The organism is Dyella sp. 01N36, from assembly GCF_056399745.1.
On sequence record NZ_JBFTRY010000086.1, the window covers coordinates 1 to 14383 of the forward strand.

Annotated in this window: 10 protein-coding genes; 9 read left to right on the plus strand and 1 reads right to left on the minus strand. The window is 65.8% G+C overall.

From position 1 onward, the window contains the following. Positions 1–1458, minus strand: a 1458-nt coding sequence (locus tag AC1DMG_RS13780) for a ligand-binding sensor domain-containing protein (RefSeq protein ID WP_477180630.1), incomplete at its 3' end; no start/stop codon positions are given. Between the two features lie 167 nt (positions 1459–1625). On the opposite strand from AC1DMG_RS13780, the gene AC1DMG_RS13785 reads away from it, so the two are divergent. The 9 genes from AC1DMG_RS13785 to AC1DMG_RS13825 all read left to right on the plus strand — a co-directional run. Then, positions 1626–2009: a hypothetical protein gene (locus AC1DMG_RS13785; protein ID WP_441603294.1), complete on the plus strand. Its 384-nt coding sequence runs from the start codon at positions 1626–1628 to the stop codon at positions 2007–2009. A 65-nt stretch (positions 2010–2074) separates the two neighbouring features. Beyond that, positions 2075–3340 carry a TolC family protein gene (locus AC1DMG_RS13790; RefSeq protein ID WP_477177870.1) on the plus strand — a complete coding sequence of 422 codons (1266 nt, stop codon included), beginning with the start codon at positions 2075–2077 and terminating at the stop codon, positions 3338–3340. Further along, the gene (locus AC1DMG_RS13795; RefSeq protein WP_477180631.1) at positions 3337–4419 is read left to right on the plus strand and encodes an efflux RND transporter periplasmic adaptor subunit; all 1083 of its coding nucleotides are present in this window, start codon (positions 3337–3339) and stop codon (positions 4417–4419) included. Before AC1DMG_RS13790 ends, AC1DMG_RS13795 begins: the two co-directional genes overlap by 4 nt. Next, positions 4419–7529 (plus strand): efflux RND transporter permease subunit, encoded by a 3111-nt coding sequence (locus tag AC1DMG_RS13800; RefSeq protein WP_477180632.1) that lies wholly within the window; start codon positions 4419–4421, stop codon positions 7527–7529. The genes AC1DMG_RS13795 and AC1DMG_RS13800 overlap by 1 nt, the downstream gene beginning before the upstream one ends. An 89-nt stretch (positions 7530–7618) precedes the next feature. Continuing rightward, on the plus strand, positions 7619–10324 hold the full coding sequence (locus AC1DMG_RS13805) for a DUF2339 domain-containing protein (protein ID WP_477180633.1): 2706 nt from the start codon (positions 7619–7621) through the stop codon (positions 10322–10324). Continuing rightward, a complete protein-coding gene (locus AC1DMG_RS13810) occupies positions 10314–11675 on the plus strand; it encodes a DUF3999 family protein (protein ID WP_441603299.1) in 1362 nt (453 codons plus the stop codon). Before AC1DMG_RS13805 ends, AC1DMG_RS13810 begins: the two co-directional genes overlap by 11 nt. A 43-nt stretch (positions 11676–11718) precedes the next feature. Further along, positions 11719–13065: a replication-associated recombination protein A gene (locus AC1DMG_RS13815; RefSeq protein ID WP_477180634.1), complete on the plus strand. Its 1347-nt coding sequence runs from the start codon at positions 11719–11721 to the stop codon at positions 13063–13065. A gap of 25 nt (positions 13066–13090) precedes the next feature. After that, positions 13091–13723, plus strand: a complete 633-nt coding sequence (locus AC1DMG_RS13820; protein WP_477177896.1) for a DsbA family protein — start codon at positions 13091–13093, stop codon at positions 13721–13723. A 92-nt stretch (positions 13724–13815) separates the two neighbouring features. Beyond that, on the plus strand, positions 13816–14383 hold a 568-nt coding region (locus tag AC1DMG_RS13825; RefSeq protein ID WP_477180635.1), incomplete at its 3' end, for a hypothetical protein.

Sequence of the window (14383 nt, forward strand, 5' to 3'; positions counted from 1 at the left end):
CAGCAGATGCAGCACGGGTTTGTCGTCCAGCTCGGGCACGGCCGAGCCGACGATGGCCAGCGTGTTGGGATCGACACGCGCCAGGCCCTGGGTGCCCACCCAGATAGTGCCATCGGGCATTTCGGCAAACGCCTGCACATCGCGGCGCGTCTGTACGCCGCCCAGTTCGAGATGACGAATGCTGGCGCCGGACAGATCGATCACGTCCACGCGCCCCGCGCTCATGCCCAGCCAGACGCGCTGCCGGCTGTCGACAAAAATACCGCGCACGTTGGTGTTGGCCAGCGAGCGGTGGTCGCTGGTCGAGGGCAGCAGGGCGAAAGCCTTGCGGGCGTTGGGGTCGTAGCGCGCCACGCCCAGATCGGTCGCTACCCATACGTTGCCGGTGCTGTCCTGTAGCAGTCCGCGCACGGAATCGCCGGGCAACGAGGAAGGCATCGCGGTGTCGTGCGCGACCGCGTGCAGGCTATGCGTGGCGACGTCGTACGACAGCACGCCGCCACCATCGGTGGCCATCCACATCACGTCGCCCGCCAACTCGGTGAAGGCGCGCACGGTCGGGCGGCGCGAACGATCGTGTTGATAGCCGCTGAAGCCGGGTATCGCATGCCATTGGCCGGTTTCATCGCGATACACCGCGCCCGACTGCGTGCTGCCGACCCACAGTCGTCCCTCGCGGTCCTCCAGCAGCGCCCAGATGCCGTCGTTCAACACCACGTCGATGCCGCTGCCGTCCGCCGGTCGATCAGGGCGTTTGAACGCCGTTTCTCCGGTGCGCCGGACGAACAGTCCATTGGTGTTGCCGACCCACAGGTTGCCGGCACGATCCTGTAGCACGCTGAAGCTGCGTTGGGCCATGCCATCGCCCAGCGGGATCGGACTGATGCGGTTGCTGCGCAGGTCCAGGTAATCGATGCCGCGCTCCGTCACGATCCAGATGCCGCGCTGGCCATCGGGCGACATCGCGTAGATCTTGCGGTCGCTGGTGCCGCCCTTGCCCACGGGGTAGGTGTGAAAGGTGTTGTCGAGCGGATTGAAGCGGCTCAGGCCGCCGGCATTGGTACCCACCAGCAGGCTGCCGTCGGGCAGGGTGAGCAGACAGCGCACATACGCGTCCGGAATATCGGTCTTGCTGCCGCCATTGCCGGTGAACACCTGCATGCGGTAACCGTCGTAGCGCACCAGGCCGGACAACGTGCCGATCCAGATCAGGCCGCGCTTGTCCTGTTCGACCGTGGTGGTGATCGAATGCGGCAGGCCGTCACTTACCCCCAAACGATCGAACCAGGGGATGTCGAACGGCGCCCAGGGGTCGCTGTCGCGTGCCATTCCCAGCGACGGAAGGATCAGCAGGCAAAGCAGGGCAAACGCGCGCAGCGGCTTGCCGCGCCAGGCCGCGGGCAGCCACGTGCTCAGCCCGACGTCCTGCTTGCTCGCCCGCCCCATCCCTTGCGCCACGTGCCGACTCCGTCCCGTCGTGTGGGGCACATCATAGCCATGGCGACAGGCGCCGTAGCGGTGGAGCCCGGGTATTTCCGACATGGTTTGCGCGAAAGCCGATATGACAGGCAGGGGATGGCCGATGAAATTGTCTAACAGGCGGCTCGCCGTCTAGGATCCCGAAGATGTCATCCCGGTCCCTGCCATTGCTTCTTCGCCTGCGCCGCCATCGCGGCTTGTGGGCGTTGGTGGTGGCTGTGCTGCTGATCAAGCTGGTCAGCGGGTCCGTATGCCTGGCCGATGGCGGTGAGCGTGATGCCAGCCCGGGGCGTGGCTACGCCATTGCGTCGGCGGCCATGGTGGTTGCTGCACCTGTGCCTGCGGGTGATGGCGAATGCCTGCTTGGCGAAGGCGCTTCCTGTCATTGCGCCTGTCCCCATGCCGCCGGCTTGCCTAGCCTGGTGATGCTGACCGTGAACGCGCCCGAGGCGCCATTCCTCGTTTCATCCGCACACGCCGGACGCGTGCCCGCCGTCGCGGGCTCCCTGTTGCGACCACCTATCGCCTGACCTCGAACGCCTGTGTTGCGCCCTCCCGGGCGCATTCCTCGTGATCGTTGTCAGGAGATGGTTTCATGTCCGTTTTACGTGCGGCCCTGTTCGGGGCTGCCTGTTTGTTTTCTGTCGCCAACGCGGCGGCGGTGCCGATCAAAGGTGAGCGACCGCTTCCTGCCGCATCGCCCATCGGTGGCGCGGTGCAGCTCGTATGGGCTGCCAACCCCGACATCCAGGCGGCTCGCGCCGAGCTGGAGGCGGCCCAGGCGCGGGTACGCGCGGCGGCCCAGCCTGTCTATAACCCCTCGCTGTCGCTCGATGCCGAGAACGCCGACGTCAATCGGCGCACGGCGGGGCTATCGCTGCCGCTGGATATGTCAGGCAAGCGCCGCGCCCGTACTTCGCAGGCGCAGGCCCAGTGGCGCAGCCGCGAGGCGTCCTATGAAGTGCTGCGGCGGGACATCGCCTCGCGTTGGCTGAAAGCCTGGTCTGCCGCTGCCCTGGCTGCTCGCCAGCGCGAGCTCGGCGAGCGTCGGGTGAGCTTGATGCGGCGATTCGATGCGCTCGCCGCCGACCGCCTCGGTGTCGGCGATATCAGCAGTCCCGAACGCGATCTGGCCGCCCTGGCCCTGGGTGAATCGCAGATCCAGCAGGCTTCGCTGGCCGGTGCCGAGGCGGCGGCATTGGCCGCACTCGAGGCAGTGGCCGGCGACGTGGCGACGAAGCCGCCGTCGCCTGCAGGGCTGCCGCCGGCATCGAACAGCATCTCGCCGATACCCATCGAGCAACGGCCGGAGCTGGCCAAACTGCGCGCCGATGAGGCGGTGGCTCAGGCGGGCATCGACGTGGCGCGGCGTGCGCGTTTGCCCGATCCCACCATCAGCGTGACCGGTGGACGCGTGTACACAGGCGTCAGGACCGACCAGGTGATCGGCGTCAGCGTGTCCATTCCCTTGCCGGTGCTCAACAACGGACGCGCGGAAATCGACGCGGCACTCGCGGAAGCCGGGGCGGCTGCCGCCTTGACGCGCTCGCAGCAACTGGCGAGCCGCGCCTCGCTGCGTGAAGCGCAATCGCGTTACGACGCCTTGCTCGCTGCTGGCCAGGCCTTTCGCCAGGGACGCGCCGCCGCCTTCGACGATCGCACCGCGCTGCTCGAAAAGCTCTGGCGGGCCGGCGAGATCAGCACCTCCGATTACCTCGTCCAGCTGAAGCAAAGTCTCGACACCGCGCTGTCCGCACTCGCACTGGAAAGCCACGCCTGGCAGGCCTGGTTCGACTACCTCGTCGCCGCCGGTCGCCTGACCGACTGGCTGGATGGCCGCACACAGGATGTATCCCCATGAATCATCTTTTCCGACGCGCCTCCTGCGCGCTGCTGTTTTCGCTTGCGACGGGCGCGGTCTTCGCGCAGCAGGCGGCCAATCCACTGACGCTGGATGYCCGCGCCGTGCAGGACGCCGGCATCGTCGTGTCCAGACTCGCTTCGCGCGACCTCGCGGAAGAAATCAAGGCGCCTGGCGAAGTGAAGGTCGATGCGTATTCGACTGTACTGGTGTCGCCGCGCATCGAATCGATGGTGCTGTCGCGCCAGGTGAAGCTGGGCGATGTGGTGAAGGCGGGGCAGCCGCTGGTCACCTTGTCGAGCGTGCAGGTTGCGGAAACCCAGGGTGCGCTCATCGTCGCCGAGCAGGAATGGCGCCGCGTCTCCGCGCTGGGTCCGCAAGCTGTCTCCGCCCGTCGCTTCACTGAAGTGCAAGTGCAGCGCGACCAGGCGCGCGCTCGCTTGCGCGCCTACGGTCTGTCCGATGCGCAAATCCAGGGCGTACTGCGCGCCGGCTCGGCCAAGGCTGACGGGAGTTATGCCTTGCTCTCGCCGACGGATGGACGCATCACTACTGACCAGTTCCTCGTGGGTGAGCGCGTCGATGCGGGGCGCGCGCTGTTTACCGTGGTGAAAGAGGACTCGGTATGGGTCGAGGCGCAGATGCCGCCGTTCGAAGCGGAGCGCGTGGCCACGGGTGCCGCGGCACGCATCCTCGTTCATCAGCAAAGCCTGCCCGGCAAGGTCGTACAGCGTTCGCACCAGACGGATGAAAAGACCCGCACGGTAGCCGTGCGCATTGCGGTGGACAACAGCCGCGACCTGCTGCATCCGGGAGAGCTCGTCGATGCTCGCGTTGCCGTGTCAGGACGCAGCGCACTCGCGGTGCCCGCCGAAGCCGTGGTGCTGTTGCAGAACCAGTCCACTGTCTTCGTCGTCGCCAGCGGCCAGGCGTTCGAGCCGGTAGCCGTGCAGACAGGCGAAAACCGTGACGGCTGGGTGGAGATACGCCAAGGCCTCAAGCCCGGCGCGTCCTACGTCAGCAAGGGCGCGTTCGCGCTCAAGGCGCGCCTGCTTCGCTCGCAGCTGGGAGAAGACTGATGCTCGCGCGTCTCGTCGAACTCTCTTTACGCTACAAGCTGCTGGTGCTGATCGCTTTCGCAGTAATTGCTGCGCTCGGCTATCAGGCGCTGCGCAAGCTGCCCATCGATGCCTTTCCCGATGTCACGCCGGTGCAGGTCAACGTGTACACCGAGGCCCCTGGACTGGCCGCCGAAGATGTGGAGTCGCTGCTCACCACGCCGGTGGAATCCGCGCTCGCCGGTCTTCCGAAAGTGGACGAGGTACGCTCGGTCAGTCTGTTCGGGCTGTCCTATGTCTCCGTGTATTTCAAGGACGACATGGACATCTACTTCGCCCGCCAGCTCGTCAATGAACGCTTGCAGCAGGTGGGCGACCGCTTGCCCGCGGGCTACAGCAAGCCGGAAATGGGCCCCAATACCTCAGGCCTCGGCCAGGTGTTCTGGTACACCGTGGAGCGTGCCGACGAAACCCTGAAGGGATCACCCAGCGACAGCGACCTGCGCACGCTGCAGGACTGGAGCATTCGCCTGATGCTGCGCACTGCGGCTGGCGTCGACGATGTGACGTCGTGGGGCGGGCAGCAGAAGCAGTATCAGGTGCGCATCGACCCGATGAAGCTGATTGCGCACGGTCTGGGCTTCAAGCAGGTGATCGAGGCCTTGCAGGCGAACAACGCGCAGGTCGGCGGCAACTTCGTCGACGTCGGGCGCGAGCAGTATCTCGTACGCGGTCTGGGGCTGGTGCAGAGCGCGCGTGACATCGAGCAGATCGTGCTCAAGACCGAAGACGGCACACCTGTCTACGTGCGCGACGTGGCCACAGTGGACGAGGCCGGCGCGCCGCGCACCGGCGCCGTGACGCGCGACGGCAAGGAAGTGGTGATGGGGCAGGCGCTGTCGCGCATTGGCGAGAACGCCAAGAGCGTGGTGGATGCCGTGAAGGGCAAGCTCGCCACTGTGCAGCAAGCCTTGCCCGCCGGCGTGGTGGTCAAGCCGGTCTACGAGCGTACGGACTTGGTGAACAAAGCGGTGGGTACGGCGGTGCGTGCGCTGGTGGAAGGTTCGATCCTGGTGGCGATCGTGTTGTTCCTGTTTCTTGGCGAGTTGCGCAGCGCGCTGGTGGTGGTCGTGACCTTGCCGTTGGCCATGCTGATCGCCTTCATCTGCATGGAGCAGGCGGGGCTATCGGCCAACCTGATGTCGCTAGCGGGGCTGGCTATCGGCATTGGCATGATGGTCGATGGTGCGGTGGTGATGGTGGAGAACGCCTTCCGTCTCATGGCCGAGCGCAAGGCGCATGGCTTGCCGGTGGACCGCAGTGCCGCCGTGCTTGCTGCGGCGAAGGAGGTGGCGAGCCCGATCRCGTTCGCCATTGTCATCATCATCGTGGTGTTCCTGCCGCTGTTCAGTCTGCAGGGGCTGGAAGGCAAGATGTTCAAGCCGATGGCTTTCAACATCAGCTTCGCCATGGCCGGTTCGCTGGTGCTGGCCCTGACCCTGGTTCCGGTACTCGCTGCGCTGGCGCTCAAGCCCAAGGACGAGCGCGATACGCGCCTCGTGGCCTTCCTGAAGAAACACTACGGCGTCGTGCTGGCATGGGCGCTGCGTCGACGTCGCTGGGTGCTGGGCATGGCCGGCGGTGCGTTATTGGGCAGCCTCGCGTTGTTTCCCTTCCTCGGCAAGGAGTTCATGCCGAACCTGAAGGAGGGCGCGATCATGTGGCGCATCACCTCCATTCCTTCCGCGTCGCTGGATGAATCCATCGACCTCTCGCGCCAGGTGGCCGCGCGCATTGAGGCATCGTTTCCCGAGGTCGAGACCACGCTCGCGATGATCGGTCGCGCGGAGAAGGGCGAGACGGCGGACGTGAACTACATGGAGGTCTACACGCCGCTCAAGCCGCGCGATCAATGGCGCAAGGGACAGACGCTCGAAAGCATCGAGGCGGATATGCAGCGTGAACTTTCAGCCGCATTGCCGACGGCCGTGGTGAGCTACACCCAACCCATCCAGATGCGTGTCGAGGAGCTGATCTCCGGCGTGCGCGCCACGCTGGCATTGAAGCTCTACGGGGAAGACTTGGGCGAACTCGATCGCCTGAGCGCCCGAATCAAGGATGTGCTGGGCGGCGTGCCGGGCGTAGCCGACCTGGCCCTGGAGCCCAATATGGGCAAGCCGCAGATACGCGTCAGCGTGGATCGCGATGCGCTCGCGCGTTACGGCCTCAACGCCGACGACGTGCTCGCCGTGGTTCGCAACGGCATCGGTGGCGAGCCGGTAAGTACGCTGATCGATGGCGTGAAGCGGTTCGACATCGCCGTGCGGTTGAACGACAGCGACAAGCGCTCGCTGCAGGCGATCCAGCGCATTCCGATCCAGGCACCTGGTGGCGCCATCGTGCAGTTGTCACAGGTCGCCGAGGTCACCGAGGCAGAGGGTTATTCCTTTATCCGGCGCGAGCAACTGCAACGCTATGCGGTGATCCAGATGGATGTGCGCGGTCGCGATATCGACGGCTTCGTACAGGAGGCGAACGCCGCGCTAGCACAGAAAGTGAAACTGCCGACGGGCTATTACACCGAATGGGGCGGTGCGTTCGAGAATCAGCAGCGCGCCTTGAAGCGGTTGTCGCTGATCGTGCCGGCCACGATCTTCTTCATCTTTATCTTGCTCTACACGGCCTTCAACTCGATGAAGTACGCGGCGCTTATCCTCGCCAACGTGCCGTTCGCCACCATCGGCGGCATCGTGGCGCTGGCGATCACCGGGCAATACCTCTCGGTGCCTTCAGCGATCGGCTTTATCGCCGTGTTCGGCGTGGCGATGTTGAACGGCATCGTGCTGGTGAGCTTTCTCAATGAGCAGCGCGTCAAGGGCATGGGTGTGCGTGAGGCCGTGCTGCGCGGCACGGCACTGCGTCTGCGGCCGGTGCTGATGACGGCCAGCGTGGCGATCCTTGGCCTCGTGCCCATGCTGCTTTCCAGCGGCGTGGGCGCGGAAACGCAGCGGCCGCTGGCAACGGTGGTGGTGGGCGGGCTGATCACCTCGACCCTGCTGACCCTGCTGTTGTTACCCGTGCTTTACGACTGGATGGAGCAACGGGCGCAGGCGCGCCGCAGCTCTTCCTAGGACGGTTCCTGCCGTCATGGGTGACACGGCGGCGGCAGGGCCGTCCGTGTCACACTGACGCCATGACAACCCGGCGTGGCTGGAGATGGATGGTCATGGTTTTTCTATGGATAGTGATAGGTGCAGTGCTGGGCGGGCTGGCCTCCGAAGGCGGCCTTGCGGGCATCGTTGGCGGTGCGGCCGTGGGGTTGATCTGGGGCAGGCAGCTGCAGTTGTCCCGCGAGCTGAAAAGCCTGCGTGCGCAACTCACCGAAGCCAGGCCATCGCCGACGGTTGCCGCTGAGCGACCGTGGGTGACTGCCCAGGAGGCGCGCGAGGCAGTGCAAGAGCCGCCACCGGCGACGACTGTGGTTGCCGCGCCTCCGCCGGTTCCACCAGCGACGGCCCCTGCGCCCGTGGGACCCGCCGCATGGCCTGCGGCCGACGAGACGCCTCGCGCTCCGTCGACGCCGTCGGCGCTGGACCGCCTGACCAGCCGCGTGTGGCGCTGGTTCACCGAAGGCAATGTGCCGGTGAAGATCGGCATGCTGGTGTTGTTCGCCGGCGTGGCGGCCTTGCTCAAGTACGCAGCGGATGCCGGCATGCTGCGCGTGCCGATCGGTTTGCGCGTAGCGATGGTGGCCTTGGCCGCCGTGGCAGGACTCGCCTTTGGCTGGAAGAAGCGCGAGAGCCAGCGTGTCTTCGCGCTATCCGTGCAAGGCGGCGCCATCGGCGTGCTGGTGATGACGGTGTTTGCCGCGTTCCGTCTCTATGACCTGCTGCCTGCGGGCGCCGCGTTCGCCTTGCTGGTAGTGCTGGTCGCCGGCATTGGCGTGCTCGCTGTGGTCCAGGATGCGCTGGCGCTCGCGGTGCTGGGTCTTGTAGCAGGTTTTGCGGCGCCCATCCTGGTGTCCACTGGCAATGGCAGCCACGTGGCCTTGTTCAGTTACTACGCCGTGCTCAACCTCGCCATCCTGGGCATCGCGTGGAAACGTTCGTGGCGCGTGCTGAACCTGCTGGGTTTTATCGCAACTTTCGGCGTAGGCACGGCCTGGGGCGTGCTTCGCTATGAGCCCGCGCTGTTTGCCAGCACCGAGCCGTTCCTGGTGCTGAATTTCCTGTTCTATCTGGTCATCCCCTGGCTGCACGTGATGCGCGCACCGGTGGATCGGCGCCTGGTGATCGATGGCTGCCTGATGTTCGGCAATCCGCTGATCAGCCTGTTGCTGCAAGGCGCGCTGTTGCATTGGGATGGCAAGGCGCTGGCAATGTCCACGCTGGTGGCAGCAGTGATTTACCTGGGCGTGGCCTATGTCTCGCGTCGCCAGCCGGCCATGCGTCTGCTGCGCGATACCTGGGCGGTGCTGGCCGTGGCACTTGCCACGCTAACCGTGCCGCTCGCACTGCGCGCCGATGTGACTGGCAGCATCTTCGCGCTCGAAGGTGCCGGCCTGATCTGGCTGGGCTTGCGTCAGCAGCGATGGCTGGCCACGTGGAGCGGCGTCGCGCTGCAACTGTTCGCCGAATTTGCCTTGCTGATCGACCAGTTCATGCATGGCGGCTATGGCGCGTTGCCGGTGCTCAATCGCGAATTCATCAGTGCGCTGATGATCGTGATCGCGGGCTTTGCCAGCAGCGGCCTGTTTTCGCGATGGAGTGCGGGGCGCGTGCTTTATCGCGTGTTCTCGTTGGTGATGTTTGCCTGGGCGCTGCTTTGGTGGCTGGTCGCCAGTGCGCAGGAGATCAAGCATTTCGTGCCGGATACAGATTTGTTTGCGGCGTGGCTGGCGTGGCTCGCATTCACAGCATGGGCAGTTGCCGAAGCGGCGCGCTATCGCTCTACGGCGGAACTCGGCGCGGCACTGGTATGGACGCCAGTGGCCTTCATGGCCGCCATGCTGCTGCTCATTCTGATGGCCGCCGGCTTTCACCAGCAGCCATGGCGCGGCTGGAATCTGCTCTCCGTGCTGTTCGCAGCCATCCTTGGTTGGCGCACGTTGCTCAACTTGCGCGACACCTCATGGGCAGGCGCGACGGCGCACGGGCTGTGGCTATGGCGATGGATCCTGCTGGCAGCGGTGGGCGTGGCGGTGGCCGTGGATCGGCTGCGCTGGTTGTCCGATAGCTGGGTGATGCTGCTGAGTTTTGCGCCGTTGCTCATTGCGTTTGCGGTGTCGCACGCGCGGCCCCGCCTGATCGCCGCGCCCATGGAAAGCGTCATGCCCTTGTGGCTGGCGCCGCTGAAGTATTCGCTGCTCGCGATACTTGGATTGGTCGGTTGCGTGGCCTTGTTCCATGCAGGCGACGCAACACCCTTGCACTACGTGCCGCTGGTCAATCCGCTGGAGATGCTGCTGCTGTTGATCGCTTTCGCTTATGCAGCGTGGCTGACCGAGCCTTCGCTGCCTGCACTGTTGCAGCGCAGTCGCGGTCCCGTGCTGGGCGGCATCGTGCTGGCACTCGCTACCAGCTTCACCTTGCGTGCAGTCCATCAACTGGGCGGCGTGCCATGGGGTGGGGAGCTGGTCGATTCGAGCGTCACCCAGATGGCGCTCACCTTGGTATGGAGCGTGTTGGGCCTGTTTGCCTGGGTGTGGGGTTCGCGGCATGGCCATCGGCTGTTCTGGCTGGCGGGTGCGGTGCTCATGGGCGTCGTGCTGGCCAAGCTGATCCTTATCGACCGTCGTCAGCTGGGCAATCTGTTCGGCATCGGTTCGTTTATCGCCTTCGGCCTGTTGTGCAGCGTGATTGGATACCTGGCGCCGGCTCCGCCGCGCCGCTCATCGTCGATGGAGGAGACCGGGCATGCGCCTTGATATGCGTTGGATCGCACTCGCCCTGATGTTGCCCGTGGCGGCGGCCCGGGCAGACAGCAATGTGGATTACGCCTATGCGTTTGCGCTGGATACGAAAGCACCGGGCGAGGCCTATCGGGTGACACTCACGCCGGAGGTGTATGCCTCCGTCAATCCCAATGCCGATCTGCACGATCTGATCGTGGTCAACGCACTCGGCCGGCCGGTGCCGTTCGCGCCGCTGCCGCCCTCGCCACCCATCAGTCGTCCCTTCGAGGCGATGGCGCGGCTGCTGCCGTTGCCGGTGTCAGCCGCCTTGGCCGATAGCGTCAAAGTGGAGCGCAATACCGATGGCGGCATCGTCATCAGTCAGACCGATCGCGCCGCTCCGGTGCAACATCCGGATGCATGGTTGATCGACGCGGGCCGCACGATCAGCCTTGATCAGCTCGCGCTTGATCCGGCCTCGCTGAGCGAGGATTTCCAGCTTCATCTGACGGTGGAAGGCAGCAACGATCTGCGGCAGTGGAACCTGCTCGCGTCGGACCTCAGCCTGACCCGCGTGCACGGCGAGCAGGATGAAGTCGAGCAGCTGGCGGCAGAGGTGGCAAGCAGCGATGCGTATCGCTATTTTCGCGTGCGCCTTGCTGACGGCCAGGTGGATTGGAGCGCAGGCCACGCGCCCATCGCCAAGCTGTCCGGCAGCATCACTGACGTCGCCGCCGAGCGCGCGTCGAAATTGCAGTGGCTGGTGGCCAAGGCAAGCGGGCAGGGCGCGGCCGACTACGACTACGCGTTGCCTGCGGCGCTACCGGTGGAGTCGGTAGTCGTTGCGTTGCCTGCAGCCAACAACGCCGCCCGCGTGCATGTGCTGGTGCAGGGCGCCGGCGCGTCCCCGTGGATGGAAGTGGCGGCACTCGATCTGGTTCGCGCTGGCGGCAAGAGTGGCGAGGTCACGGCCACCATCGGCGAGCGCAACGTGAAGCAGCTGCGCGTGCACAGCGACACGCCGCTCGCTGGCGCGCCCGCGGTGCGCGTGGGCTGGTTGCCTGCGCAATACGTATGGCTTCCCGAAGGCAGCGCGCCCTATCGATTGCTGGCCGGCAGCTACGCAGCGCGACGTGGCGACTATCCGGTGGGTGAGGCCTTGAGCCGCTTGCGCAGCCAACGCGGCGAGGAATGGCAGCCGCCCGTTGCACAACTGGGGCCGCGCATGGACGAGGCCGGCCCTTCAGCCCTGAACGCGCCGAAGGTCCCTTACGACTGGACCAAGCCCTTGCTGTGGGTAGTCCTGACGCTGGGCGCGCTGGTGGTGGCAGGCATGGCCTTCAGCCTGCTGCGCCAGGGCCGCGAGGACGCGCCGAAATCCTGATGCGGGCGGGGGGCATGCCGCCCCCATGGCCCGATGTCCTAGAATGCCCGGCATGTCACGCAGCGATATGTTCGATGCGCCGGGCCTGTTTGCCGAGCCCGACGATCTCAAACCCCTGGCCGAACGCATGCGGCCCCGCACCCTGGATGAAATCGTGGGCCAGCAACGCGTGCTGGCTCCCGGCAAGGCGCTGCGCCGTGCGCTGGAAGCCGGCCGCGTCCATTCGATGATCCTGTGGGGCCCACCCGGTTGCGGCAAGACCACGCTGGCCTTGCTGGTGGCGCGCTACGCCGATGCGGATTTCCGCGCCATCTCCGCCGTGATGTCGGGCCTGCCCGATGTACGCAAGGCGCTGGCCGAGGCCGAGGTGAATTTTGCGCAGGGTCGTCGCACGGTGTTGTTCGTGGACGAGGTGCACCGCTTCAACAARKCCCAGCAGGATGCCTTCCTGCCGCATATCGAACGCGGCGTGATCATCTTCGTCGGCGCCACCACCGAAAACCCCTCGTTCGAACTCAACTCCGCCTTGCTGTCGCGCTGCCGCGTGCACGTGCTGGAAGCCGTCACGGTGGACGACATCGTGATGGCGCTCAAGCGCTCACTCGAAGACAACGAGCGCGGCCTGGGCAGCATGCAGCTCGATGTCGCCGACGAATCGCTTAAGCTGATCGCCCAGGCGGCCGATGGCGACGTGCGCCGCGCGCTCACGCTGCTGGAAATTGCGTCGGAACTCGCCGAAGACCATCGCATCGACGACACCACGCTCACCCAGGTGCTGGCCGATCGCACGCGCCGCTTTGACAAGGGCGGCGAGCAGTTCTACGACCAGATCTCGGCGCTGCACAAATCGGTGCGCTCGTCCGATCCGGATGCGGCCGTGTACTGGCTGACGCGCATGCTCGATGGCGGCGTCGATCCGCTTTACCTCGCGCGCCGCATGACGCGCATGGCCGTGGAAGACGTCGGCCTCGCCGAACCGCGCGCCTGGCGCATGGCGCTGGATGCGTGGGACACCTATGAGCGCCTCGGCAGTCCCGAAGGCGAGCTGGGTCTGGCGCAGCTCGCCATCTGGCTGGCCATCGCGCCCAAGAGCAACGCCGCCTACAAGGCCTACAACGCCGCCCGCGCCGTGGTGCAGCAGACCGGCACGCTCGACGTGCCGATGCATCTGCGCAATGCACCCACCAAGCTGATGAAAGGCCTGGGCTACGGGCAGGGCTATCAGTACGACCACGACAGCGAAGGCGGCGTCGCGCTCGATCAGCAATGCCTGCCCGATGCGCTGGACGGCACCGTGTTCTACGAGCCGGTCGATCGCGGTCTGGAAGTGAAGCTGCGCGAGAAGCTGCTCAGCTTGCGCGAAGCGCGACGCAAGGCGCGCGGCGAATAAACCACCCCTCGGCACGCGGAGTTGAATCATGTCCATCACCTGGTATTTCGACTTCATCTCCCCGTTTGCCTGGTTGCAGTGGCCCAAGGTGAAACTGCTGGCGGCGTCTCGGCCGGTAACGTTGCGCCCCATCGTGTTCGCCGGCGTGCTGGAACGGCACGGCCAGAAAGGTCCGGCGGAAATCCCGGGCAAGCGTGAATTCACCTATCGCCATGCGCTGTGGCGCGCACGCCAGAACGGCCAGCCGCTGCGTTTTCCGCCGGCACATCCGTTCAATCCGTTGGCGGCGCTGCGGCTATGCATCGCGGCCGGCAGCACGGTGGCGGCGACGGATGCGATCTTCGACTGGATCTGGGCCCAGGGAAATGCGGGCGACAGCATCGCCGCACTGGCGGCCGTAGCCGCTCGTCTGGGCATCGCCGACCCATCCACCGCCATCGCCGATCCCGCCGTGAAGGCGCAGCTGCGCGCCAATTTCGACGAGGCCATGGCCGAGGGCGTGTTCGGCGTGCCCACGCTGTCGCTGGATGGCCGTCTGTTCTGGGGCGAGGACGCGCACGCGTTTGCCTTGGCCTGCCTGGACGATCCCTCGCTATGGGACGAGCCGGAGATGCATCGCCTGGGCGCGCTGCCGGTCGGCGTCTCCCGCACCGGTTGATCCCGTCGCCGTCACTGCTGCGACCGACCTTGCGGCGCCCCGCACGGCGGGCATAGATTCGCCGCACCGTAGGTATCGAGGGAGAGCGAGCCATGCGAGTACTGGTAGCAGCACTGATGGGCGGGATCGTGATGTTTATCTGGGGCGCCGTGGCACATATGGCGCTGGGGTTGGGCGATGTCGGCATGCATCAGCCGGTGGCCGAAGACACAGTGTTAGCCAGCCTGCGGCCCGGATTGGGCGATCAGACCGGCGTCTACATTGTTCCCTCGGTCGACCCGGCCAAAATGCACGACAAGGCCGTGATGGAGGCCTATTCGGCCAAGACCAAGACCGCACCCTATGCCTYCATCGTCTACATGCCCCAGGGCGAAGACCTCTCCGACATGAGCGGCCAGCTGCCGCGGCAGTGGGCGTCGGATACCTTGTCTGCGCTCGCACTGGCCTTCGTGATGGGCCTGGCCGCCTTCAGCTTCATGACGCGCCTGAGCATCGCCCTGGCAGCCTCCGTGTTCGCCYGGCTGAGCACCCTGGTGCCGTACTGGAACTGGTACCGCTTCCCCACCAACTTCACCCTGGCCGCCCTGATCGAACAAGTCGTCGGCTGGCTGCTCGCCGGCGCGGTGATGGCGTGGTGGCTGGGGAGGAATGGGCGACGGG